31 protein-coding genes are annotated in these 24,441 nt (G+C 40.0%); 27 read left to right on the forward strand and 4 right to left on the reverse strand.

Annotated elements, in window-relative coordinates; genetic code table 11:
- The first annotated feature begins 5 nt into the window (after positions 1 to 5).
- From hisB to RYK49_RS02360, 11 genes are all read left to right on the forward strand, one after another.
- Entirely contained in the window at positions 6 to 590 is a 585-nt protein-coding gene (hisB, locus tag RYK49_RS02310) for an imidazoleglycerol-phosphate dehydratase HisB (RefSeq protein WP_002912765.1), read from the forward strand.
- A 33-nt stretch (positions 591 to 623) separates the two neighbouring features.
- On the forward strand, positions 624 to 1,247 hold the full coding sequence (hisH, locus tag RYK49_RS02315; protein WP_314864730.1) for an imidazole glycerol phosphate synthase subunit HisH: 624 nt from the start codon (positions 624 to 626) through the stop codon (positions 1,245 to 1,247).
- Positions 1,225 to 1,947 (forward strand): 1-(5-phosphoribosyl)-5-[(5-phosphoribosylamino)methylideneamino]imidazole-4-carboxamide isomerase, encoded by a 723-nt coding sequence (gene hisA, locus RYK49_RS02320; protein ID WP_314864732.1) that lies wholly within the window; start codon positions 1,225 to 1,227, stop codon positions 1,945 to 1,947. Before hisH ends, hisA begins: the two co-directional genes overlap by 23 nt.
- Before the next feature lie 2 nt (positions 1,948 to 1,949).
- Entirely contained in the window at positions 1,950 to 2,708 is a 759-nt protein-coding gene (hisF, locus tag RYK49_RS02325; protein ID WP_314864734.1) for an imidazole glycerol phosphate synthase subunit HisF, read from the forward strand.
- Positions 2,708 to 3,052, forward strand: coding sequence for a phosphoribosyl-AMP cyclohydrolase (gene hisI, locus RYK49_RS02330; RefSeq protein WP_314864736.1), 345 nt, complete (start codon positions 2,708 to 2,710; stop codon positions 3,050 to 3,052). Before hisF ends, hisI begins: the two co-directional genes overlap by 1 nt.
- A gap of 131 nt (positions 3,053 to 3,183) precedes the next feature.
- Positions 3,184 to 3,498, forward strand: coding sequence for a phosphoribosyl-ATP diphosphatase (hisE, locus tag RYK49_RS02335; RefSeq protein ID WP_314864738.1), 315 nt, complete (start codon positions 3,184 to 3,186; stop codon positions 3,496 to 3,498).
- Positions 3,499 to 3,531: 33 nt separating this feature from the next.
- Positions 3,532 to 4,281 (forward strand): PHP domain-containing protein, encoded by a 750-nt coding sequence (locus RYK49_RS02340; RefSeq protein WP_268682263.1) that lies wholly within the window; start codon positions 3,532 to 3,534, stop codon positions 4,279 to 4,281.
- Positions 4,282 to 4,292: 11 nt separating this feature from the next.
- Positions 4,293 to 4,763 (forward strand): GNAT family N-acetyltransferase, encoded by a 471-nt coding sequence (locus RYK49_RS02345; protein WP_125336983.1) that lies wholly within the window; start codon positions 4,293 to 4,295, stop codon positions 4,761 to 4,763.
- 235 nt (positions 4,764 to 4,998) lie between these two features.
- Entirely contained in the window at positions 4,999 to 5,340 is a 342-nt protein-coding gene (locus RYK49_RS02350; protein ID WP_125336986.1) for a LytTR family DNA-binding domain-containing protein, read from the forward strand.
- 1 nt (position 5,341) lies between these two features.
- The gene (locus RYK49_RS02355; RefSeq protein ID WP_125336990.1) at positions 5,342 to 6,082 is read left to right on the forward strand and encodes a LytTR family DNA-binding domain-containing protein; all 741 of its coding nucleotides are present in this window, start codon (positions 5,342 to 5,344) and stop codon (positions 6,080 to 6,082) included.
- A 25-nt stretch (positions 6,083 to 6,107) separates the two neighbouring features.
- Complete coding sequence (locus RYK49_RS02360) at positions 6,108 to 7,472, forward strand: sensor histidine kinase (protein WP_142999165.1); 1,365 nt, start codon at positions 6,108 to 6,110, stop codon at positions 7,470 to 7,472.
- 85 nt (positions 7,473 to 7,557) lie between these two features.
- On the opposite strand, the gene RYK49_RS02365 is transcribed toward RYK49_RS02360, so the two are convergent.
- From RYK49_RS02365 to RYK49_RS02375, 3 genes are all read right to left on the reverse strand, one after another.
- On the reverse strand, positions 7,558 to 7,686 hold the full coding sequence (locus RYK49_RS02365) for a ComC/BlpC family leader-containing pheromone/bacteriocin (RefSeq protein WP_125336993.1): 129 nt from the start codon (positions 7,684 to 7,686) through the stop codon (positions 7,558 to 7,560).
- A gap of 124 nt (positions 7,687 to 7,810) precedes the next feature.
- Positions 7,811 to 9,172, reverse strand: coding sequence for a bacteriocin secretion accessory protein (locus RYK49_RS02370; protein WP_125336998.1), 1,362 nt, complete (start codon positions 9,170 to 9,172; stop codon positions 7,811 to 7,813).
- 14 nt (positions 9,173 to 9,186) lie between these two features.
- A complete protein-coding gene (locus tag RYK49_RS02375) occupies positions 9,187 to 11,340 on the reverse strand; it encodes a peptide cleavage/export ABC transporter (protein WP_125337002.1) in 2,154 nt (717 codons plus the stop codon).
- Positions 11,341 to 11,587: 247 nt separating this feature from the next.
- On the opposite strand from RYK49_RS02375, the gene RYK49_RS02380 reads away from it, so the two are divergent.
- The 9 genes from RYK49_RS02380 (at position 11,588) to RYK49_RS02420 (ending at position 18,542) form a co-directional block, all read left to right on the forward strand.
- A complete protein-coding gene (locus tag RYK49_RS02380; protein WP_125337005.1) occupies positions 11,588 to 11,788 on the forward strand; it encodes a bacteriocin class II family protein in 201 nt (66 codons plus the stop codon).
- A gap of 233 nt (positions 11,789 to 12,021) precedes the next feature.
- Positions 12,022 to 12,882, forward strand: coding sequence for an ABC transporter ATP-binding protein (locus RYK49_RS02385; RefSeq protein WP_125337008.1), 861 nt, complete (start codon positions 12,022 to 12,024; stop codon positions 12,880 to 12,882).
- On the forward strand, positions 12,882 to 14,042 hold the full coding sequence (locus tag RYK49_RS02390) for an ABC transporter permease subunit (protein ID WP_125337012.1): 1,161 nt from the start codon (positions 12,882 to 12,884) through the stop codon (positions 14,040 to 14,042). Before RYK49_RS02385 ends, RYK49_RS02390 begins: the two co-directional genes overlap by 1 nt.
- Positions 14,043 to 14,210: 168 nt before the next feature.
- A complete protein-coding gene (locus RYK49_RS02395) occupies positions 14,211 to 15,170 on the forward strand; it encodes an LPXTG cell wall anchor domain-containing protein (RefSeq protein WP_125337017.1) in 960 nt (319 codons plus the stop codon).
- 371 nt (positions 15,171 to 15,541) lie between these two features.
- On the forward strand, positions 15,542 to 15,709 hold the full coding sequence (locus tag RYK49_RS02400) for a bacteriocin class II family protein (RefSeq protein WP_185757789.1): 168 nt from the start codon (positions 15,542 to 15,544) through the stop codon (positions 15,707 to 15,709).
- A 14-nt stretch (positions 15,710 to 15,723) separates the two neighbouring features.
- Complete coding sequence (locus tag RYK49_RS02405; RefSeq protein ID WP_125337021.1) at positions 15,724 to 15,870, forward strand: ComC/BlpC family leader-containing pheromone/bacteriocin; 147 nt, start codon at positions 15,724 to 15,726, stop codon at positions 15,868 to 15,870.
- A 24-nt stretch (positions 15,871 to 15,894) separates the two neighbouring features.
- On the forward strand, positions 15,895 to 16,542 hold the full coding sequence (locus RYK49_RS02410; RefSeq protein WP_125337024.1) for a CPBP family intramembrane glutamic endopeptidase: 648 nt from the start codon (positions 15,895 to 15,897) through the stop codon (positions 16,540 to 16,542).
- Between the two features lie 467 nt (positions 16,543 to 17,009).
- Entirely contained in the window at positions 17,010 to 17,135 is a 126-nt protein-coding gene (locus RYK49_RS02415) for a Blp family class II bacteriocin (RefSeq protein WP_125337027.1), read from the forward strand.
- A 1,008-nt stretch (positions 17,136 to 18,143) separates the two neighbouring features.
- Positions 18,144 to 18,542: a hypothetical protein gene (locus tag RYK49_RS02420; protein ID WP_314864748.1), complete on the forward strand. Its 399-nt coding sequence runs from the start codon at positions 18,144 to 18,146 to the stop codon at positions 18,540 to 18,542.
- A 92-nt stretch (positions 18,543 to 18,634) separates the two neighbouring features.
- Here the strand turns inward: RYK49_RS02420 and RYK49_RS02425 are convergent, their stop codons facing one another.
- Entirely contained in the window at positions 18,635 to 18,805 is a 171-nt protein-coding gene (locus RYK49_RS02425; RefSeq protein WP_002895160.1) for a DUF3042 family protein, read from the reverse strand.
- Positions 18,806 to 18,887: 82 nt separating this feature from the next.
- Between RYK49_RS02425 and miaA the strand changes: the two genes are divergently transcribed.
- From miaA to RYK49_RS02460, 7 genes are read left to right on the forward strand one after another with little or no spacing between them, the layout of a single operon-like run.
- Positions 18,888 to 19,772, forward strand: coding sequence for a tRNA (adenosine(37)-N6)-dimethylallyltransferase MiaA (miaA, locus tag RYK49_RS02430; RefSeq protein WP_314864750.1), 885 nt, complete (start codon positions 18,888 to 18,890; stop codon positions 19,770 to 19,772).
- Between the two features lie 31 nt (positions 19,773 to 19,803).
- Positions 19,804 to 21,042 carry a GTPase HflX gene (gene hflX, locus RYK49_RS02435; protein WP_314864752.1) on the forward strand — a complete coding sequence of 413 codons (1,239 nt, stop codon included), beginning with the start codon at positions 19,804 to 19,806 and terminating at the stop codon, positions 21,040 to 21,042.
- A complete protein-coding gene (locus RYK49_RS02440) occupies positions 21,035 to 21,658 on the forward strand; it encodes a cystathionine beta-lyase (protein WP_314864754.1) in 624 nt (207 codons plus the stop codon). Before hflX ends, RYK49_RS02440 begins: the two co-directional genes overlap by 8 nt.
- Positions 21,659 to 21,668: 10 nt before the next feature.
- Positions 21,669 to 22,598, forward strand: coding sequence for a ribonuclease Z (rnz, locus tag RYK49_RS02445; protein ID WP_314831083.1), 930 nt, complete (start codon positions 21,669 to 21,671; stop codon positions 22,596 to 22,598).
- A complete protein-coding gene (locus RYK49_RS02450) occupies positions 22,595 to 23,350 on the forward strand; it encodes an SDR family oxidoreductase (protein ID WP_314831082.1) in 756 nt (251 codons plus the stop codon). Before rnz ends, RYK49_RS02450 begins: the two co-directional genes overlap by 4 nt.
- Positions 23,351 to 23,356: 6 nt before the next feature.
- Complete coding sequence (locus tag RYK49_RS02455) at positions 23,357 to 24,076, forward strand: methyltransferase domain-containing protein (protein ID WP_314831081.1); 720 nt, start codon at positions 23,357 to 23,359, stop codon at positions 24,074 to 24,076.
- A 15-nt stretch (positions 24,077 to 24,091) separates the two neighbouring features.
- A complete protein-coding gene (locus tag RYK49_RS02460) occupies positions 24,092 to 24,328 on the forward strand; it encodes a hypothetical protein (protein ID WP_314831080.1) in 237 nt (78 codons plus the stop codon).
- Positions 24,329 to 24,441 lie beyond the last annotated feature (113 nt).

The following is a 24,441-nucleotide window of genomic DNA, read 5'->3' on the forward strand; positions in this document are numbered from 1 at the left end:
TTGCCATGAGACAAGCTGAAATCAAGCGTAAAACACAGGAGACCGATATTGAACTGGCAGTCAATCTCGACCAACAGGAGCCGGTAGCCATCGAGACCGGTGTCGGATTCTTTGACCATATGCTGACCCTTTTTGCCCGCCACAGTCGGATTTCTCTGACGGTTAAGGCTGAAGGCGACCTATGGGTGGACAGCCACCATACGGTTGAGGATGTGGGCATCGTGCTGGGGCAGGCTCTTCGTCAGGCTTTGGGAGACAAGGCAGGTATCAACCGCTACGGCACTAGCTTTGTGCCCATGGACGAAACCCTAGGCATGGCTAGTCTGGACTTATCCGGTCGCTCTTATCTGGTCTTTGAGGCGGATTTTGATAATCCCAAGCTTGGGAATTTTGACACCGAGCTGGTAGAGGAATTTTTCCAAGCCCTAGCCTTTAATCTGCAGATGAATTTGCACCTGAAAATCCTTCATGGCAAGAACAGCCACCACAAGGCGGAAAGCCTCTTTAAAGCGACTGGCCGAGCTCTGCGGGAGGCTATTACGATAAATCCAGAGATTCATGGAGTCAACTCCACCAAGGGCTTGCTCTAGCTTGTCCTTCTGAGTGAAAGGAGTTGATACACAATGATGATTGTTATTGATTATGACGCGGGAAATACTGCCAATGTTCTCCGTGCTTTGGCTCAGGTAGGAGTAGCAGCGCGCCTGTCAGCTGATCCGCAGGAAATTTTGGATGCTGATGGTTTGATTTTACCAGGTGTCGGTGCTTTTCCTGCGGCTATGCAGGAATTGGAAAGGCGAGGGCTGGTCTTCTTTATCCAGCAGGCTGTGGCTGATGGCAAGCCTCTCTTGGGCATTTGCTTAGGCATGCAGCTCCTGCTGGAGTCTGGATTGGAGAATGGTCAAAGTTCTGGACTGGGCTTGATTCCTGGTGTTTGCCGCCGGATTCCGGATCAGGCTGGTCTGCCTGTGCCTCACATGGGCTGGAATGACTTAGAGTTACAGCAGAAGTCTGCTTTGACAGCTGATCTTGAGGGCCAGTCAGTCTATTTTGTCCATAGCTACTATACGGATGTTCCGGAGGAGTACTTGGATGTGACGGCTGATTATGGGCTGCCTATCCCAGCCATGATTCATAGAGGCTCGGTCTTTGGCTGCCAGTTTCACCCAGAAAAGTCTGGTGCTGTTGGCCTCGGTATCCTAGAGAAGTTTAAGGAGTATGTCTATGAAAATACTGCCCGCTATTGATATCAAAGACGGCCAGGCCGTCCGCCTTTTTAAAGGGGATTTTAGTCAGAAGACGGTAGTCAATCCCGATGTTTTGGAGCAAGCTCGACTTTTCAAAGAAGCCGGGGTTACTATGATTCATGTGGTTGACTTGGACGGAGCCTTAGAAGGTCGGGCAGCCAATCGAGATTTGATTGCCCAGATTAAAGCGGAAACTGGTCTAGCTATCCAAGTCGGGGGTGGTATCCGCAGTCTGGAGCAGATTGAAGATTACCTGGAGGTTGGCATTGACCGTGTCATTATTGGCTCTATGGCTGTTAAAAATCCTGAATTTGTTGAGGCTGCACTGGAGCGCTTTGGAAGCAGCAAAATCGTGATTGGCATTGATGCGAAAGACGGTCTAGTTGCGACTGAGGGCTGGCTGAAAACCAGCAGTCAGGACTATATCAGCCTGGCGTTGGTCATGGAAAAAATCGGCATCCGCCTCTTCGTCTATACAGATGTGGATCGAGACGGGACTCTGACTGGCCCTAATATCCAGCATTATCAAAAATTGCTGGCAGAGCTCAAGGATGCTCAAGTCATTGCCTCTGGTGGCATTCAGTCAGCAGAGGATTTGGAAGAGCTGAAAAAGCTGGGCTTGGCTGGAGCCATTGTAGGTAAGGCCTATTACAGTGGACGAATTAGCCTGGATCAGATCAAGGAAGCAGAAAGGGGCTAGCCATGCTGAAAAAACGAATCATTCCCTGTCTGGATGTCAAGGACGGCCGGGTGGTCAAGGGCATCAACTTTGTCAATCTGACTGATGTGGGAGATCCAGTTGATGCAGCCAAGGCTTACTATGAAGCTGGCTGCGATGAGTTGGTCTTTCTGGACATCACCGCCACCCATGAGGAGCGGGACACGACGGTCGAGATGGTCCGGCGCGTGGCGAAGCAGGTTTTCATTCCCTTTACCGTCGGGGGTGGCATTCGCACGGTTGAGGATATGAAGCGGATGCTGCAGGCTGGGGCGGATAAGGTTGCGGTTAATTCCTCAGCATTGGCAAATCCTCAGCTTTTAGCTGACTGCGCTGAGAAATTCGGCAGTCAATGTGTGGTGCTGGCCGTGGATGCTAAGAAAGAAGCGGATGGCAGCTGGCATGTCTATCTGGCTGGTGGCCGCAAGGACAGCGGTCGTGATCTGTTAGACTGGGTTCAAGAAGCTGTCAGTCTTGGAGCGGGGGAAATTCTTTTGACCAGTATGGACAAGGATGGGACCAAATCTGGTTTTGACTTGCCAATGCTGGAAGCTGTCTCTCAAGTGGTTTCCGTTCCTATTATCGCCTCTGGTGGTGCTGGCAGTAGCCAGCATATCCTAGAAGTTTTTGAAAAGACTGCAGCGACAGGTGCTTTAGCAGCTTCGATTTTCCATTATGGTCAGGTCTCCATCACAGAGACCAAAAAAGCCATGCTGGAAGCTGGATTGGAGGTGCGCCTCTAATGACAGAAGTAAAGTTAGATTTTCAAAAGCAAGGCGGTCTTATACCTGCCATTATCCTAGACCACACCAGCAAAGAAGTTCTCATGTTGGCCTATCTCAATGAAGAAGCCTACCATCTGACCCGCACCAGCGGTCAGATGTGGTACTGGAGCCGGTCACGTCAGGAGCTTTGGCATAAGGGAGCCACCAGCGGCCACTACCAGACTGTCAAAAAAATCACAGCTGACTGCGACCTAGATACCCTGCTGATCGAGGTAGACCAGCTGGGAGCAGCCTGTCATACCGGTGCTAGTTCCTGCTTTTTCCATACAATCTGGGATGAACAAGACGGCAAAACTGACTAAAAGCTCCCTTGCTTTACTTTAGTACTTGGTTAATGCAAGAATAAAACTAAGAAGTTAGTATCAAGACATCAGCCTGCCATTGGAAAGAATTGTATTTTATAGTAAAATAAGGACAGCAAAAAGGAGATACTATGTTAGAAAACCTCTATCAAGAAGCCCTCAAACGCAAAAAAGAGCCTAAGGAAGGCTCCTATACCAGCTATCTCTATGACAAGGGGCTGGACAAGATTCTCAAAAAAGTCGGTGAAGAAGCGACTGAAGTGGTCATTGCGGCTAAAAATGCTGACAAGGACGAGATGGCCAATGAGACAGCTGATCTGCTCTACCATCTCGCGGTCGCTCTCGTCGAGACTGGCGTCAGTCTGGATCAGGTAGAGGCCGTCCTCCAAGCCCGTCAGGGCAAGCAGAGCCGGATTCATGACCGACCTGAAATTGACCAATACTAAACGGATATAAGATTTGCAGAAAGGCGGTCCAGCATGCGCGACAACCATCTTCATACCTATTTTTCCTATGATTCTGAGGCGGATTTCTGTGACTATCTGGACCATTACGAGGGCGAGATTGTCACCACTGAGCACTATGATTTGTCCAATCCCTACCCTTACGAAGCTGCCTGGCCCCACGATGATGTGCCTGACTATGAGGCCTATTCAGCAAAAATAGCAGAGCTGAACCAGCAATATGGCAACCGCATCAAAAAGGGCATTGAAATTGGCTATTACGCTCCGCGTAAGGACGATATCCTAGCTTTCCTAGCGGACAAGGATTATGATCTCATGCTCCTGTCTGTCCACCACAATGGCAATTTTGACTATCTGGAAGATCCAGTCTTGCAGCTGGATAAGATTGAGTTAATTCCCCGCTACCTGAGAGAATTGGAAGAGGCTATCGAGGCTGTGCCAGCAGATGTACTAGCTCACTTTGACTATGGTTTCCGAAAATTTGCGCTTACCGTAGAGGAGTTAAAAACTTTTGAACCAGAGCTGCGACAGCTTTTTCAAAAGATGATTGACCATGGTCTGGCTTTTGAGCTCAACTGCAAGTCCATGTATCTATATGGTCACGAGGAACTTTATATCTACGCTCTCTCTCTAGTCAAGGAGCTGGGCGGCCAGCGCTTTTCAGTGGGATCAGATGGCCACAAGCTGGAGCATTTCCGCTTGCAGTTTGACCGAGTTGCCAAAATATTAGAGGAGGCTGGCATAGGTGAGGAACAGTTGATCTAGAAGGAGAAATCATGACCGAGATTAGGCCCTTAAAACCAGAAGAAATCCCGCTCTTAGAGGAATTTCTTTACCAAGCTATTTTTATCCCTCAAGGTCTAGAGCAGCTACCCAGAAGTATCTTGAAGGAGCCAGAACTAGAGATGTATATCAAGGATTTTGGTCAACAGCCCGATGATTGGGCTTTAGCAGCAGAAGTGGACGGCCGGCTGGTCGGAGTAGTCTGGGTTCGGATCATGAAAGATTACGGCTATTATGACGACCAGACTCCCTCTCTATCCATTTCATTCCTGCCTGAGTTCAGAAGCCAGGGTCTAGGGCAGCAGTTGATGACGGCCATGCTGGACTTGCTCAAGGCCAAAGGCTACCCAAGTGTCTCCCTATCCGTTTCCAAAGACAATCCCGCCGTTGCCTTTTATCAAAGACTGGGCTTTGTAACGGTTGAAGAGAGGGAAGATGATTATTTGATGCTGTGCCGATTGTAATAAGAAGAAGAGCAGTCTCTTGACTGTCTTTTTTCCTCTTTTAAACTTATGATATTAATGTAATTTTTCCTTTATTTGTGATAAAATAAAAGAAGGAATGATGGACCCTTTGGTGCTCCATTCCTATCATCAGAATCTTTTCTGTCTACCGTTTAAGACTTTCCAGGTACCATTGAGGATTTTATATCTTTTTGGAATCTTGCTTGTGGTATGCTAGAGCAAAGGAGGTAGACAAATGGCTACAATCGTTATTAAAGACGGCAGCACTCTTCGGAAGTTGGATCTCTCATCAATTTTCTATATCCAGTCCCATCCTCAAAAGCCGCATTTTGTCCTTATTGTGACCGGAAAAAGAAATTACAATCTCAGGGCTTCTCTGACTGAACTAGCAGAAAGCTATCCTAAAGATCTGTTTCGTTGCAATCGTCAAACTCTTGTTAATCTAGCTAAAGTTAAGGGTTTTGACAGGGAGCATAAAACCTTGTTCTTTGAGCAATCTAGCTTAGGAGAACTTGTCTGCTCTAGACGAAGTTTTGCCAGTCTTATTAAGCATTGGTCTCAGGAAGGAGGAAAATAAGATGAAAATCTTTGTGTTAGAAGATGATATCAATCAACAATTCTATATGGAGTCAACCATTCTGAATATTTTGAAAAAAAACAGCTGGCAATGTCAGTTTTTAGAAATCTACAGCAATCCCCAAAAGTTACTTGATGCTGTTCGGGAACGCGGAAGCCACCAGATTTTCTTTTTGGATATTGAGATAAAAAAAGAGACACAGAAGGGCTTGGAAGTAGCTGGTCGAATTCGTAAGTTAGATCCCTATGCTTTGATTGTTTTTGTGACAACTCACTCAGAGTTTATGCCTTTGACTTTTCGATATCAGGTATCAGCTTTTGATTTTATTGATAAAGGGCAGTCTGAAGAAGCCTTTATTAAGCAGGTTGAAAAGGATCTAGCCTATCTATACGAGAGAAAGGATAGTTTCCAAGCTGAGGAAACCTTTCTATTTGAAAATTCCAAATCTGAAATTCAAGTTCCTTTTAATGAAATTTATTTTTTTGAAACATCGGATGTTCCACATAGACTTATCCTCTATACGAAGAAAGAGCGCATTGAATTTTATGGACAGCTTTCTGAGATTGTCAAGCAGGACAAGCGCTTCTATCGTTGCCACCGATCTTATGTGGTTAATCCAGCCAATATCGTTCAAATAGATAAATTGGAAAACATAGCTTATTTCCCCAATGGCGCTAGCTGCTATATTTCTCGACTTAAGATGAAAGGATTGCGGGCAGCCTTAAAAGCAGAAGGGAAGTAGTATACTAGAAGTAGGAGAGGGATTTATGTTCATAGGATTGCAAATTGTAGCATTGATATTTCAGTCTTTAGCTTTATTTATTCTTTTTTCGAATATCAGTGGCGCTAAAATGGATTGGAAAAAATATATATTAGCAACTTTAGGATTGAATTTTATAGGGATTTTACTTGCAATAATAGGGTTGGTTACTGAGAATAATATTTTTTCATATGTTAATTTTTTAACCATTCCTATATATTTTTTAATTTTTTCATTGCTAATAAACAAATATACACCAAAAGTTCTAGCTATATTTTATGGTTTCTTTCCAGTTGTTCTTTGGAATCTTTTACACCGTCTTTTTTCTTTTTTTTTAAAAAATATAATGCATTCCCATGCCCAGGCCCAGTTAAATCCTGATAAATATATTCTATATATTTCAGCAATTTTAGCTAGTTTACTATCCTTATTCCTGCCTCAGTTATTGCACTATAATTTTAAACGATTGAGGGAATATAAATTAAATAAAAAAGATATAAAATTAATTTTTTTTCTAAATATTTCCATGATTTTCTATTATACATTTGTTCAATATTTTACTTATTTAGAAAAGTATCACCAGTCTTCTAACTTGTATAATCGTGAACTGATAGTAGTTATTTACATTATTCTCTTTCTAAGTTCAGTTAATATTTTAGACCGGAATTTGCGGGAACGAATTCAACAGCAATTAAGTGAGCAAAGAGAATTACAATTGAGGAACATGTCCGACTACAGTAAGCACATTGAGGAGCTTTATAGTGAGTTAAGAAGTTTTCGTCATGATTATGTCAATATTTTAAAGAGTATAAAATTAGGAATTGATACTAAGGATTTACCAGCAATTGAAAAGATCTATAATCAAGTCCTAAAGAACTCTGGTCAATCGCTCAACCAATCTAAGTACGATTTGGGACGTTTGTCTAATATCCATAACGATGCTCTCAAAAGTGTCTTATCCGCAAAATTTCTCGAAGCTCAGAGTAAGCACATAGAGACCGGATTAGAAGTTCCGCAGGAAATTGAGCTTAGAGGAATTGAATTGCTTGATTTCGTTACCATTGTTTCCATACTGGCTGATAACGCTATAGAAGCAGCTATTGAAACTAGTCATCCAGTAGTTTCTTTTGCCTTTCTTGAGCAAGAAGGTAAACAGGTTTTTATCGTAGAAAACTCAATAAAAGATTTCTCAGTGAATTCCAATAATATTTTTAAAAAGGGCTTTAGTAGCAAAGGAGAAAATAGAGGGATTGGCCTTTATAACGTTCAAAATATCATCAGTCGTTATCCCAATGTTTCTCTTCGTACCATTAGTCATGATAACAAATTTAAACAGGAGATAGAAGTAAAACTGTTAAATGTTTTTTTATAGCTCTATCTAATAAAAAGCCAATTTCAATTTGTTAATGAAATTGGCTTTTATTATTTATAATTAGATTAGATGGCTGGATTTTTTATTATCTACCAAAAACAGCTTCAAACCAGTTGGAAATAACTCTTGACCAATTTTGTCCCCCTCCTGAAATATTTTCTAATTCTTCAGGCGATAGTGCATTGAATTGCTCAAATAATCTCTTTTTGTTCATAATATGAACCTCCTTGATTTTAATAAAATTAGTGTAACAAAAATATTGATGTTTTTGCAGAGAAAATCCTAATCAGTTTTTATTTATTCCTGAGTGGTAGGTTATTTATTATATCAATTTAATTTTATTCGTTATGGTCAAGAATTTTGTCTTTATAGTAGTTAAAATAACTTTTTTTTGCTATGACACTGGTTACGCGTCCTTGAAGTCCATATCGGACTAGTTTGCTATTTTCCTTGGAGAGCTTAGCTTTCGCTATTACTTTGAATACGCTACCTTCCTTGGTTTCGGTGGCTGTTTGGTCAATGCTCTTGATTTTTCCAGTGATAACTAGGGGTTGGTTTCCTATTTTTTCCAGACTGAGGCGGACAGTTTGTCCTTTTTTCAGATTAGGTAAGTAGGCTGAAGTTACATAGTAGCTGATAAAGACTTCTTGATTTTCCTTGATTTGTGGATAGAGTTGGGCTATTTCGGTTCCTTTAGGTAATAAGTTCTTCCCTTTATAAGATTCATTTAGATGAATAACACCATTTTCAGGAGATATTAGTTGATTATTTTGAAGTTGGTCATCTGTTTGGTTAAGCTGATTCTCTAAATCGGTAATTTGTGCCTGAGTAGTTACTAGTTGTTGATCTGCATTTTGAATAAACTGAGTTCGCAAAACTTCTATCTTAGTTGTTGCACTACCATCATATACACTTGGACTGCCTGTACCTGCCTTTTGTATCTCTAGATTTGAAATAGAGGATTCTAAACTTGATATGTTTGAGCCTATTTGTGTTAGATATTGGCTGGTGATGCTGGTATCTTGGTTTGCTTTATACTGATTAAGATAAGAATTAAACATATCCTGATAAGAGTTTCCTTCAGGTAAGCTGGACGAGTTATTGGAAATAGCGTTGTAAAGGTCATTATAATCTTTTATTTGGGCTTGTAGTTTAGATATTTGATTATCAATGGCAGTGGCAACATTGCTAGCAATAGCGGTTTGATTGCTTACCTCTGTATTTGCTTTAGAGATTCCAAGGTTGATATCATTGACTTGGTTGACAAAGTTGTTATAGATATTACCATAACCAAACTCATCATTATCGCCAAAGAGATTATTTCCCTGCTTCAGGCTAGTTTTTAGAGTTTCCAAGCCTTCTTTCTGGTGTTTATAGCGTTCGAGCTGTGTTTCAATGGCTTGTTTTTGAGAAGCCTCTAAGGTTTCAGTGTAGCTAATCAGAAGTTCTCCCTTTTTTACAGTTTGGTTTTCGGTGAGATTGTTGACTTTAACAGTGTGATCACTGGTTGATTGGATGGAAGCGACAATATTGGTAGGGGTAATCTGACCAACAGAAGTTACAGTCACCTCTTTTGTAGCAAATAAAGAAAATAGAACTAGGAATATGATTAATAAGGTTAACGGAATTGTCAGAACCGTTGCAAAATTATGGTACCGTCTCTTGTAAAACTCAGTACTTTTAAAGAGATTAGGATTCATAGTGTACCTCCTTTTTATTTATTAAATAAATGTTGATAGAATCCGCCCTGTTCCATTAAATCTTTATGAGAGCCGATTTCAATGATTTTGCCGCGGTCAAGGACAATCACTTGATCGGTTCGCTCAGAAATACTAAGCCGGTGAGCTACAAAGATGATAGTTTTTTCTTTCATGGCCATTAGATTGTCAATAACTTTCTTCTCAGTTAGGACATCAAGTCCGCTAGTTGCTTCATCAAGGATAAGAACAGGAGATTTAGTTAAAAGTGCGCGTGCCAGAGCAATTCGTTGTTTTTGACCGCCAGATAATCCAGCTCCATCTGATAGCTCTGTCTGATAGCCCATAGGCATTTGTTCTATATCGGAGCGAATTTCTGCAATCTCACAAGCCTGAATAATGTCAGATTGATTGATAGTTTCATTGGCTCCGAGGGTTAGATTTTCTAGAATAGAACCACTAAAGATATAGGGTTGTTGAGGAAGGTAATTGATATACTGACGCAGGATTTTTTTATCAATAGTCTTAAGGTTATGGCCGTTGATGCGAACTTCACCTTGATAGGGTTCGTAAAAGTTGACGATTAGTTTAGCGAGAGTTGTCTTGCCTGAACCGCTAATGCCGACTAAGCTAACCTTGCTCCCTTCTTTGATAGTTAGCTGGATATCAGATAAAGTATCTCGTCCAAAACCATACTTGTAGGATACATTATCAAAACTAAGGTCACCTGCTAAAGCACTTGTATTTGTAATGGGCTGGTTTTTTGCGAATTCAGATTCTACTAGATATACTTCGTTTAGTCGATTATTAGCAACTCTAGCTGATTGGAGTTTAGTTTGAAGGTTGATAATATTTTCTAACGGATTTGTAAAATAGGAAAGCAAGGTATTGAAAGTAATTAGCTGACCGATAGAAATATGATTGTTCATAACGAGCTGAGCTCCTAACCAAAGAATTGATACATTTAAAATCAGATGTGCTCCTTGTTTTAAAGAACTTTGTATAATCGAAAACTTATTGAGCCGAAAGGACTTATCAAGATAATCTACAAATTCTCCATCAATTTTTTGGTAACGGACCTCTTCGCTAGTTAAAGATTTAATCGTTTCAATACCATTAATATCTTCAATAATAGCAGAGCTGACCATGGAGTTCGCTTGCATCACTTCGTTATTCATTTTTTCGAAGAATTTCATAAAACTAAAAATAATGATGATATAAATAGGAATTGCCAGCAAGGTCATTAGAAATAAATTAGCATTTTGTAGGAATAAAGTGCAACCGACAATGATTAAGATAGATAAATCTAAAAAGAGAGATAATATAGTGGATGCTAGAGCGTCAATGATAGAGTTAGCATCCGTAAATCGGGAAATAACCTCGCCAGTCCGCCTAGTTGCAAAGAAGGACATAGGGAGCTCGAAAATATGGCGGATATAGGATAAAATTACATCAATACTCAATCGTTGGCTAAGGATAGTCAATAGGTAGTCTCTAGAAAAAGACATGAATTGCTGTAAGACATAGGTGATAATTAGGCCTATAGAAATAATGCCTAGAGTTGTTTTCATCTGATTGGGAATGTACTCATCTAGAATTCCCTGAAGGTAGTAAGAACCCACTATATTCATCAATGTTACAAGAAGGCTGGATAAAATAATATAGAATATCAAAAACTTCTGTCTTAGAATGAGCGGTATAAAACTCATTAATCCAATTTTTTTGTCTCGGTGAATCTGGTAACTGGGTTCAGGAGCTAGAAAGATTGACACTCCAGTCCACTCAGATGCAAAACGTTTTAGGCCCATCCTCGTTATTTTGACCGTTGGATCTGGATCTCCGATGATAAGGTGCTTCTTTTCTTTTTTGTAGACGACATAGTAGTGTTGAAGTTTACCATTTTTATTGACATGAGCAATAAATGGATAGGGCATATCAGATAGTTCAAAGAGCGACATATCCGCTTTAATCGCTCGTGTCTCGAACCCCATCTCCTTTGCGGCCTTGACAATTCCCAGAGCTGTAGTGCCTTCCTTGTCAGTTTTGGCAAGCTCTCGCAGATGTGCTAAGGAGTAGTTGGAACCATAATATTTTGCAATAGAAGCTAAGGCAGCAATGCCGCAGTCTCTAGCATCTATCTGAGGGACAAAACTTTTACGATATTTGAACATAAAATAATCTTCCTTTCTCCTACTATATATGCATTCATATTATCGCACGATTTAGAGTAAAACGGTCTCAAAAATCTCAAATGGTTGTTATGTTATCCTAAATGGTAAAATTTTAAAAAAATTTTATCAATTACCGTTTAGGAGTAAATAATAGCTATTCATGATTTTGACCTTACAATTTTTAGGAAAAATGTTATACTTTAGGTGTGGTCGCGATGCACAAGAAAAATAATAGGAGGTATCTATTATGGATACAAAAGTAATGTCACAGTTTGATGTGCTGGATGAAAATACGCTTGCTACTGTCGAAGGTGGTTGGGGCTATGTATGGCAATGTTCAAATAAATATAAAAGCGCGTGGCATGCTCAACGTCGGACAGCTCAAGAAAATGCTAATGCATATATGAGAATCCATCGTGGAGTAGTTTGTGCAGTATTTAATGCCTAACATATCAATTACATAAGTTCGAAGAAGAGATCTGGGTAGCTTACATATAAATTTCCAAAAGATACTCTCATCTATGAAGTCTTATATAGCAATTGTAGGCGTTTATTCCAGCATTATCTTTTATATCATAACATGATTAGTTGGCTGATTAGTTTGTTAGTCTTATATATAGTTGGGGGAAGAAAATGACGATTTTCTGTCCCCTGTATTGTTTTTTGGAATGGAGGGCCTTTATGAAATTAGAAATGATAGGCATTAGCAAGAGTTACGGTTCTAAGACTGTGCTCAGTAATATTTCCTGTAAATTTACAGAAGGAGTTTATGGCTTGCTTGGAGCAAATGGTACAGGTAAGACAACCTTAATGAATATTATTTGTGATCTTATTAAGCCAAGCCAAGGAAGAATTAGATTTGATAGTTCCTCGCCTGCAGAGGATTATATCCAATATATTGGGTTCTTACCTCAAAATTTTTCTTACTACCCTAATTTTTCAGGGATAGATTTTCTCTTATATATGGCTACTCTTAAGGGAATGACTAAAAAACAAGCCAGAGCAGAGAGTGATAAAGTTCTAAAACTTACTGGTTTATCTGATGTCCGGGAAAAGAAAATTGCTTCCTATTCGGGTGGAATGAAGCAAAGATTAGGAATTGCGCAAGCTCTTCTAAATGATCCCCAGATTTTGATTTTAGATGAACCAACTGTGGGACTAGATCCCAAAGAAAGGGTGAAATTCAGAAATATTATCAGTGAGCTATCGGCCGAAAAAATTATCCTTTTATCAACCCATATCGTATCCGATATAGAAGCGATTGCCAAGGAAATCTTAATCCTAAAAGATGGAAATTTTATTGAGAGAGGTAGTGCTAAGGAGCTTCTTTCGCTTATTGAAGGACAAGTTTGGGAGTTTCAAGTTTCAGAGAGTGATTGGCAATATTTTGCAAGGGATTATGTGATTGTTAATGAGCGGATAGAGCCTGACGGTATAATCTTGAGGGTTATTAGTATGTCAAGACCGGTCGAAAGGGCAAACCAGGTAGTGCCTAGTTTGGAAGACCTTTATATTTATCACTTTAGAGAGGAGACTGTTTGATGAAAGCGTTAGTTACTTTTGAGTTGAAAAAACTAATAAAAAAGAAGTCTGTTTTAGGTGCAGTTTTGGCTAGTATTCTAGTTTTATCTGGATTATTTTATCCTACTTTTTTTTACGATGGTCAGCTAAGCGGTATTTCCACTGATCGTATTCATGGTATAGAGGCGGTTCGCATACAAGAAAAGATAGCAGAAGAACACACTGGTTATTTATCTGATAATTTGATAGGTAAAATTGTCAATGATTATGCAGAAAGGATGCCTTATCTCAAAAGTACTGATATATATGATATATTTTCATGGGATAGTATTGATCGACTTGTATCAAATGGGAAAGAAATCTTACTTCAAACTTATCAGTCAGATGAGGTATTACATTATGAAAATGCCAAACTCAAATCACAAGATGAGTTAGATTCGGCGCTGCCATTGAATAGTTTAAAATTAGGTAATTATGCTTCATGGAATCAATTATATACAATGTTAAGTAATGCTTTTTCATTGATACTTGTTTTATTTATGTATATCTGTTCCTCAGTATTTTCGGGAGATACTGCAAAAAAGATGAATTCTCTGCTCCTAACAACAAAATATGGTAGAAGCAAATTGACAGTTTCAAAAATCTTCGCTGTTTTTGGGATAGGTATACTTATATTTTTAATAGTTCATACAATTATTTTGTCTGTCTTTACTTGGTATTTTGGATGGAGTGGAGCAGATACCAGCGTTCAAATGAACTTGTATTGGATTAATATAGCTCATAACATTTTGCAATTTCCTGTAAGGATGAACTTATTAGAATTGTTAATTCGCCTTATCTTATTCCAGTTTGTAGGTATGCTCTTTATCATGGGAACGACGATTCTCATATCCAGTTTGACAAAGTCACCCTTGGCTACGTTCGCAACTTCTGTAGGATTCTTCTTGGCTCCAGATTTTTTGATGAATATTTTTAGAGATGGTGTGATAAATAAAATACTGACTATTTTTTCTGTTTCAACTGGTGAAACAGAAGGACTTTTGTTAAAGCTCTCTAGTAGCAAAGGTTTCTTCTTTAACGATTTTACTGCAAATGGTATTACCATTATTATTATACGCTTGATCCTCATGCTACTATGCTGTCTGATTTCTTATCGGATAATCCGCAAAAGAGGAGTCTAGTTGGTTATGAAATAATCTAAAAGCCTGTTACTGCTTCATAAAGATTCAGAAACAGGCTGATTTTTTAAAACAACCATTAAAGAGTAAATAAAGTCTATTTAGGATTTTCTTGTTTTATTGCTATCAGAATAAGTTAAACTAGATTTATAAAAAAAGAAGGAGCTTATTATGAAAAATAAAATGGTTATTTCGATATTGCTTTGTCCGCTTTTGCTTGGCCTAGGTGCTGTATCGGTTTCAGCTGATACGGGTAGTATAGATGTGCAAGGTGGTCAAGAAGAAGCAGAAGTCAGTAGAAGTACCGATATAGCTTTGTCTACTGTATCAGATGCTGTGCCTGAATCTAATGGGAGGGCAGAAGCAAGCCAGCCTACAGAGCAGAATTCGGATCGCTCCGAACATACTGAGGCTACTCAGGCAGAAGTGACTCAAGACAGTTATTTAGAAAATGTAGCTGATTTTCAAAAAGTTTCGATTGATCAAGTGTACCAATCTTTTACAGAAGATGGTCAGGAGCATACAATCTATGTTGGTCGTCCAACTTGCTATTATTGTCGGCAGTTTTCTCCCGTGCTGAAAGAGTTTAATCGATTAATTGATAATCATCTTGAATATTATGATATTGATGGAAAAGACCTTGATGGCAAGGCAAAGAAATTTTTATTTGAAACCGTTGGAATCCCAGGAACTCCTACAGTCCTGTATCTAAAAAATGGAAAACTTATTTCTGGTTGGGCCGGAGGAGGAGCAACAGCTCAACAATTATATGAACACTTGTACACCAGTACAACAGATAAACAAGAGAAAGCAAGGGAACAATCGAACGTAACAAGTGGTGAAAATGATCCTACTGCTGTTTATCAAGCGACTACGTCAACTTCCGATGAAAGTCAAATAAGATTTTCTAAGTCAGATCTGCAGGACAAGAGAGAAGTTAAGAGTGGCCAATGTCCTATTTTAATTGATAGTGATTTTAAAAATCAAAAGAGGGAGGATGTGGCGAAACAATCAATGTTAAGGACATTGCCGCAGACAGGTGAAAAGACAACTGAATTCTTCGCACTTCTAGGCTTTATTTCACTAGCAGCAACTCTTATGGCTTTTTCTCAAAAAGATAAAAAGGCTTAATTTAGTTCCACTAATTAATTTAAAAAGCAGAAAAGGAGCATAAGTCATGTTTTACAAAGTGATGAGCAAAAATGATTTGCCTTAAATAAATGGTGCTTGCTTTTTCAATTAAGATTTGGCATATATTTGCTTATCTCCTAAACAAATAGAATCTAAGAAGAAATGAATCCGTTTTCTACAAGAATTCCTAAAAGACCGATTTATAAATGATATAAAATACATTCTCTATTTAATAGAGAGTGTATTTTATTTAAATGACTATTTAGGACGAAATAAAAGCTATTTATGATTTTTGTATCTATCAATCTTTAAAAGTGCTATAGTATTGGTGTGTTCGCGACACAAAAGAAAAAATAATAGGAGCTATTCTTATGTATACAAAAACAATGTCACAGTTTGATGTGATAGACGAAAATATGCTTGCTGCTATTGAAGGTGGGGATCGCAATAGTTACTGTAACGGATTAATTGCAGGGCGGCTGTTGCGCAAAGCTCTCTACCATCAGCCCGTTTTACCGAGCGATTTCATTTGTAAATAGAAAGGAAAAAGAAAATGAAAGATCAACAATTTGAAGAAATATCACAAGAACATTTGGAAAATATCATAGGAGGCGGTGATTGGCTTCGTGATATCCAAAAAAGCTTCAAAAATATTGGAGATAGTATAGGAGGGTTTATTAACGGCTGGCTTGGCAATTAGTATTTATAATAAGAGGTGGGGTATATGTTTGAAAGAATTCGCAAGATTGATTGGTTGCTTCCAGCTTTAGTTTTTCTATATTTTAATGCTGCTCGGATTTTGCTAAGACTGCTGCATTTTAATGAGGGGACAAATTTGGTAATATGGTTTTTTGTCAATCTCCTATTGGCAATAGTCTGTGTTCTATATTTGAAGCATTTTGATCAGTTGTCTGTGTTTCGATTGGGACGGCCTAAGCTTAAGTTGATAGGATTAACTGTTTTAGGATTTCTCCTTCTTTACTTCTGGCTTAGTTATGTTCGTGACAATTTTCCAGTCACTCATAATCAAGCAGGCCTGAATCACAATCTTACCTCAGTTCAAGGAATTACAAGAGCATTTCTGGTTTTTTCCGTGAGCCTTGGGGGACCGATAAATGAGGAAATAATTACTCGTGTATTTGCTCTGAATTGCTGGAAAAGGTTCAAAAAATACGGTATGGATATCCTTTTAGCTGCAGCCTTTTTTTCTTCGTTGCATCTTTACAGCTGGGTATGGACGGATTTTTTAGCATACTTTGGCATGGGTTTGGTCTATGTTCTCCTATTTAGGATGAGTAAAACAGTTTACTGTTCATTAGCCTTGCATATATTTTTAAATACCATCATAATATTAGTTCGATTGAGCCATTGAGGAGTCATGAAACATGACAAAGATAATTAATCGCCAGCGAGATGACTATATTTGACTTTGTCTTCTGCTTCCAACTTATGAATCCTTTTTAAAATCATAGCTGTTATTTACTTTATATCTGTCATTTTAGCTAATATTTTGGTCTATTTTAGATTGAGATTTCAAACTTATAACTGTAAAATAGCAATAACCTCTTGATATTATTGGGATGGCTGAATAAAGACATTATAACAATACAAAATTGCATACAGCATTTGATTCTATCAAGTGCTGTTTTTGATTAAAAATGACTATTCAGGAGTAAATAGCTTCCATCTATGAATTTTGCCCCACATACCTGGAAGAAAGTGTTATACTCTAGGTGTCGAGTTGCAACAGGACAAAAATATTCACTTAAACTTGGACTAAAGAAAAGCTCCAAGGGATATTTTCTTTAATCCCTCGCATTTCACAAAAGGAGTCATGTAATGACTACACAAACAATTTCACAATTTGATGTGATGGACGAAAACATGTTAGCTGCAGTTGAAGGCGGCGGATTTGGCTATGCTTGCTTAGGTTATGGGGCAGTGTCGTTTGCTGCTGAGATTTGATACTGATAGGAAAGAAAACTTTTGTCAGTTAAAATCATGGCATGAATACAAGTTTAAAAGGATTTTTCGTATGAAATATAATAAATTAATAGCGCTAACAATGACTGTGTTTGCATTTATATTTTCCGTTCATTTATGGGAGTTTTCTAAAATAGTAGCTATTGCTTATTTTATGCTTCTTATGATAGCTAATTTTTTGTTATATTTTAGAAAGGATAAATGACTTTTTGCTTTTATTATGTCAAATCAGATTTAAGGGATAAGTGCATTAAAATAATATATTTATTAAATGAGGCCGGAACTAAAAATGTTCTAGACTTGCACTATTAAGAGATACAGAAATAATACAGCATTTGATTTTATCAGGTGCTGTATTTTATTAAAATAACCATTTACGACAAAATAAAGACTGTTTATGATTTTTATGCTTAGATTCTTTACATGTGCTATACTGTAGGTATGATATCAAAATCAAAGAAAAAGTAGCCGGTATTTATTATGGATATAAATGTAAGGTCGCAGTTTGATATGATGGATGATAGAATCTAAACTACTGTTACTAATTGAGCATAGTATTCCCTATATAGAACTCAGTGAGTGATAATAAAAGAGCTATGAGACTTAATGAACCCTAGCTAAGGTTATTAGTAACATTCTAACTTTACATTATTCTCTAGAAAAAATAAATTTGATTATCTTATGACAATTATACAAGGAAAAAAGAGGTCACTAACATGGAAAAAATTTGTTTTTTAAGATTTCTATGCTTATATCTTTTGTGCTAACGGTAGGAGGTCTATTATTAACACTCTATAATTATTTCTTTTTTAATTATCCGTTTTTAAACCAAACTACGGTAGGTTTAATTGTCTCGTTTTTAATTGTTTCGCTTATTTTTTTTAGTTCTCATCATAGAAATAGGAATTGATTTTTTGAATTACTTGAGAATAAAAAGAAAAAAACTGCAAAAGAAATTCTTTGAATTTATCTTTTAAAGGAGTTGATTTTATGACTAATACTAGGCGAGCAGTGCTAGCGCTGAGCTTGGGTGTTTTGTTATTGCTAGCAGCGGGAGTTCTACTGCAGGTTCATTTTTGGAGAGTGATCATTTTGCTAGGTCTATTCTTTTTTGCGGAAGTATTTATCATCTGGTACTCTGGAAGTAAGTCTAAGTCGCAGATTAATTGCAGGCAAAGCCTTGACCTCTTCTGGCTTTATATCAAACGCTTGAAAATCTTTTATGTCACAATTGTGTGTCTTGCGATTCCTTTCGTTTCTCTGTCTTCCAATCCTGCTTTCGATTTGTTTTTTGTGCTTGAGTTGTTAGTATTCTTGCTCTTAAGCAATTATATATTTAGCTCTCATGGTATTCAACCGCCCAAGAAAGAGAGGGCTCTTAGAGTCTAATTGCTTTGTTTGCAGCAGTCGATTTGACTGCTGTTTTTTCAAAAAAGAAAAAAGCCTGGATTTTTCCAGGCTTTTTAGTGAAATGTGCAGGCTTAGTGCGCTACACGTTTGCGAGCTGCTTTTTTACGGTTTTCTTCGATGAAAGCCGCTTTTTGTTCTTCAGGTTCGATGACTTTTTTCTTGACTGCATATACTGCGCCTGCCACAGCAGCAACAGTAGCTGCAACTCCTGTAAGAACGCCTTTTCCAAATCCTTTAGCCATGTGATTTCTCCTTTTCTGAACTTTTATTATTTATGTTATAATTAATAGTAACGAAAAATCAAAATTTTTTCAAGGAAAAAAGATGAAAACCAAGATAATTGTGATAGTAGGGCCTACGGCGGTCGGAAAAACGGCTCTGAGTATCGAGGTAGCCAAGCGCTTCAATGGCCAAATCATCAGCGGTGACAGTCAGCAGGTCTATCGTGGCTTGGATATTGGCACGGCCAAGATTCGTCCTGAAGAGAAAGAGGGCATTCCCCATCATCTGCTGGATGTGCGGGAGGTTGGAGAAAGCTACTCGGCCTATGATTTTGTGACTGAGGCGGCTCAGGCTATTCGCGAGATTGCGGCTCAAGGTCAGCTGCCCATCATTTGCGGCGGCACAGGGCTCTATATCCAGAGCTTGCTTGAGGGCTACCATCTGGGCGGAACCGTCCCTCACGAGGAGATTCTGGCCTATCGGGCGCAGCTGGACAGTTGGTCAGATGAGGATTTGTTTGAAAAAATAGCAGAGCTGGGTATCGAGATTCCACAGATAAATAGACGCAGGGCTATGAGGGCGCTAGAGATTGCCCATCTGGGCGGTCAACTAGAAAACAATCAACCAGACTATGAAGCCCTGCTGATTTGCCTAGATGATGAGCGAGAGCGACTTTATGATCGAATCAATCAGCGAGTAGATCTGATGCTAGAAGCCGGGCTTTTAGAAGAAGCTTGCTGGCTGTTTGAGAAAGCTCCGACCAGTCAAGCCAGCAAGGGTATCGGCTACAAGGAACTTTTCCCCTACTTTGAAGGGCAGATGATCCTTGAAGAGGCCGTGGACAAGCTCAAGCAGAATACTCGCCGTTTTGCCAAGCGCCAGCTGACTTGGTTTCGCAACCGGATGTCTGTAATCTTTTATCAGGTGGGAAATCCAGACTATAAAAATCAGGTCATGGAAGACATCAAGAATTTTTTGGACAAGTAACTGGCTGACCAAGTCTTAGTAAGGATATGAGATGATAGAAACAGAGAAAAAAACAGAGCGTGTCTTTCTGGTCGGTGTGGAGCTGGCAGACACGGAGAATTTTGACTTATCCATGGAGGAGCTGCAAAGTTTAGCTAAGACGGCAGGAGCTGAAGTAGTTGGCTCCTATAGCCAGAAACGGGAAAAGTATGACAGCAAGACCTTTGTCGGTTCTGGCAAGTTAGAAGAAATCCGACAAATGGTTGATGCAGAAGAGATTTCGACCGTTATTGTCAATAACCGCTTGACACCTCGCCAGAATGTCAATCTGGAGGAAAATTTGGGTGTCAAGGTTATTGACCGTATGCAGCTGATTTTGGATATTTTTGCCATGAGAGCTAGGAGTCATGAGGGGAAACTTCAGGTGCATCTGGCCCAGCTCAAGTACCTGCTGCCTCGCTTGGTTGGGCAGGGCATCATGCTCAGCCGTCAGGCAGGTGGCATTGGCTCCCGTGGTCCCGGTGAAAGCCAGCTGGAGCTCAATCGACGCAGCGTCCGCAATCAGATTCATGATATTGAGCGCCAGCTCAAGGCTGTGGAGAAAAATCGGGCTACCGTTCGTGAAAAGCGGTTGGAATCCAGTATTTTCAAAATCGGCCTCATCGGCTATACCAATGCTGGAAAGTCTACAATCATGAACTGCTTGACCAGTAAGAGCCAGTATGAGGCAGACGAGCTTTTTGCGACGCTAGATGCCACGACCAAGAACATCAATCTCAGTGGTCAGCTCAATGTCACTCTGACAGACACAGTTGGCTTCATTCAGGATTTGCCGACGGAGCTGGTATCAAGCTTTAAGTCTACTCTAGAGGAGAGCAAAAATGTCGATTTGCTGGTTCATGTCATTGATGCCAGCGACCCTCATCATGAGGAGCATGAAAAGACCGTCCTCGACATCATGAAAGAGCTAGACATGCTGGATATTCCTCGGCTGACTCTCTATAACAAAGCAGACAAGGCGGAGGATTTTACTCCGACCCTGACTCCTTATTCTTTGATTTCGGCTAAGGTGGACAATAGCAGAGCTTTTTTGCAGCAAATCCTGCTGGAGCGGATGAAAGAGTTATTTTTGCCTTTTACCATCAAGGTAGCACCGGCTAAAGCTTACAAGATTCATGATTTAGAGAAAGTCGTGATTATGGGGAATCGAGAATATACAGACGATTTCGAAGTCATTTCGGGCTGGATTGCCGAAAAAAACAAATGGAAACTGGAAGAATTTTATGACTGATTATATTGACTTGGCCCTAAAATACGGCGGTTTTACTAGCCTAGATAAGGTCTACTTAGAGCAAGTATTGGCTGGTCTGACAGAGAAGCAGAAGCTTAGCTTCATCACACCGCTGCCCAGCGTTATCAATGCTTACTTTGCTGAGCTTTATCAAAAGAAAAGTCCGGAAGCCGCGACAGCCTATTTTTTAGAGATTAGCAAGGCGCTGGACTTGTGGAATCCGGAGCCTAGCTTTGTAGAAAGTAAACCTTTTGTCCGACTCAATCTTTCTGGCAAGTCCTATGGATTTTGCTATGAGAGCGAGAAAGTCGGCTTGGTCTTCCCTGAAAAGCCAGAGCCAGTAACAGCTGACTTGCTCTTTGAAATCGCTCAAGTCTTTCCACAGTACTTGGTTTTCGAAGAAGCTGGGAGCATAAAAATGGTGCCTCTCAAAGCTGAAACTCAAGTCGTGGACAGTCAGGCTCTGACTGCTTTGACCGATTGGCAGCAGCTAGCGGATGGCAGCCAGAGAGTGCTGGGCTACAATCAAGATGAAGTCAGTCAGCTGGCACAGTCTTATGCTGGCAAAAAATACTATCACTCGCAGAATCGCTCTGCCATGATTTATATCATTTAGAAAGAACAATATGCAATTACAATTTTTAGGAACCGGAGCCGGTCAGCCCTCCAAGGCTCGCAATGTGTCCAGTCTCGTCCTCAAGCTTTTGGAGGAAATCAATGAGGTCTGGATGTTCGACTGCGGCGAGGGGACCCAGCACCAGATTTTGGAGACGACGATTAAACCGCGCAAAATCAGCAAGATTTTCATTACGCATCTGCATGGCGACCATATTTTTGGCTTGCCGGGCTTTTTATCCAGTCGTTCTTTTCAGGCTAATGAAGAGCAGACGGACCTAGAGATTTTTGGTCCCAAAGGTATTAAGAATTTTGTCCTGTCTAGCCTGCGCGTGTCTGGATCTCGTCTGCCTTATCGGATTGATTTTCATGAGTTTGATGAAAACAGTCTGGGCAAGATTCTGGAAACGGACAAGTTCACTGTTTATGCAGATAAGCTGGATCACACGATTTTCTGCGTGGGTTATCGGGTGATGCAGAAAGATTTGGAAGGAACGCTGGATGCGGACAAATTACGAGCAGCGGGCGTTCCCTTTGGTCCCCTCTTTGGTAAAGTCAAGAATGGTCAGGATATCGTACTAGATGATGGAACCAAAATCATTGCAGCTGACTATATATCAGCCCCTCGTCCGGGCAAGACCATTGCTATTCTGGGTGATACTCGGAAGAATGCTGCCAGTGTCCGCTTAGCTGTGGCCGCAGATGTACTGGTCCATGAAGCGACCTATGGCAAGGGAGACGAAAAACTTGCCCGAAATCATGGTCATTCGACCAATATGCAGGCAGCAGAAGTAGCCAAGGAAGCTGGTGCCAAGCGCCTCCTCCTCAATCATATCAGTGCTCGCTTTCTAGCCAAGGACATTAGCCAAATGCGCCGCGATGCCAGCGCTATCTTTGAAAAGGTCCATGTAGTCAAGGACTTGGAAGAGGTGGAGATATGAGAACCATCATCATCACAGGGGCTAGCGGTGGACTGGCCCAGGAAATGGTTAAGCTCTTGCCCCATGACCGACTGATTTTGGTCGGACGGAGCAAGGCTAAGCTGGAAAAACTATATGGAGAAAGGGAAAATCTTGACCTAGTGGAGCTAGATATCACAGATAGCTCAGCTTTGGAAAGATTTGCTGAGCGGATTGACAGCCAGTATGGCCACGTAGATGTCCTAGTCAATAACGCTGGCTATGGGATTTTTGAAGAATTTGACAAAATTAGCTCAAACGATATCGAGGCCATGTTTGAGGTTAATACCTTTGCCCTCATGAACCTGTCCCGTATCTTTGGATCTCGCATGAAGCAGGCAGGTCGAGGACATATCGTAAATATCGTTAGTATGGCCGGCCTCATTGCAAGTAGCAAGTCCAGTCTTTATTCGGCAACCAAGTTTGCTGCTATTGGTTTTTCAAATGCTCTGCGTTTGGATCTCCTGCCTTTTGGCGTCTATGTCACGACGGTGAATCCAGGTCCTATTAAAACAGCCTTTTTCGATCAGGCAAATCCTGACGGTTCCTATGTAAAAGCAGTGGACAAGTATATTCTTGAGCCTGACTTTGTAGCAGGCAAAATTGTCAGTTCCTTTGGCAAAAAGAAGCGGGAAATCAACCTGCCTGGCATTCTCAATCTGGCCCACAAGCTTTATACCCTTTTTCCAAGAATTGCCGACAAGATGGCAGCCAATATGTTTAACTATAAGTGAGGTTTTATGACAGCTAATCTACAAGCCTACAAAGCTCATCTGCAGGCGCCTTGGGGCAAGCTTCAGTATGATATTGTTTTTGCCTTTCTAGAGTCGCTGAGGGGCCAGAAAATTCTTGATTTCGGCAGTGGTTTTGGAATTGTGGCTGATTTTCTAGCGGAAAAGAACCAAGTGACCGCCATCGAGCCTAACCCAGAAATGATTGCCGAGCGCAAGCAGAACTTTTCCTATGAGCAATTGCAAGGCAGCTTGAACCTTCTGCAAACATTACCAGACCAGTCTTTTGATGTCATCGTTTGTCATAATGTCTTAGAGTATGTATCTGCCCCTGCTCTTTATTTAGCAGAATTTTCCCGCCTCTTAAAAAAGGACGGCAAAATTTCTCTGGTTAAGCATCACGAGGTTGGGCGTATTATGCATACAGTGGTTTTTGAAAATGACCCAGAAAAAGCCCAACAACTGTTGACTGGTCAGAAATATCAAACCCACAGCATGGGAGCTGCTAAGGTCTATCAGGTTCAGGAAGTGATTTCAGGTCTTCCGTTAGAAGTTGAGGATTATCAAGGAGTACGGATTTTTTATGGGCTGCAATCCAATGACTATAAAACTGCCCCTGACTGGGCTGAAAAGATGCTTGAGATGGAGCTGGCTGTCTGCAACCAATCACCTTATCGAGACATTGCTACCTTTCAGCATGTTTGGCTAAGGAAGGATCGAGAGATTTAAAATAAGAGGATTTACATGAAATTTTTAAAGAAACAAAAGGATTATTTTTCTTTATGTTACATTTATAATTGGTTGGTTTTACTAATAGGTTCTCCCTTGAGTTTTTTTGCCTTAATTCTACTTGCTTTCGGTTTTGGCCAAGCATTTAGTACAGGCCAAACTTCTTCTTTAGAGTCGGGTATACTATTAGGTTTTCTTTTTTTTAGTTTTGATTGGTATTTATGGGATTTTTTACCTTGTAATGTGGTTTAAATCACTAAGAAACTCGTTGAAAACGGGGAAATCGTCTTTTTTTGCAGCTCCAATTAGTTTAATAATGACGATGATATGTCAGCTGCCTGTTTTTATTCTTATCTGCAAGGGTT

Origin of the sequence: uncultured Streptococcus sp. (genome assembly GCF_963525625.1) — a bacterium.
Classification (GTDB): Bacteria; Bacillota; Bacilli; order Lactobacillales; family Streptococcaceae; genus Streptococcus.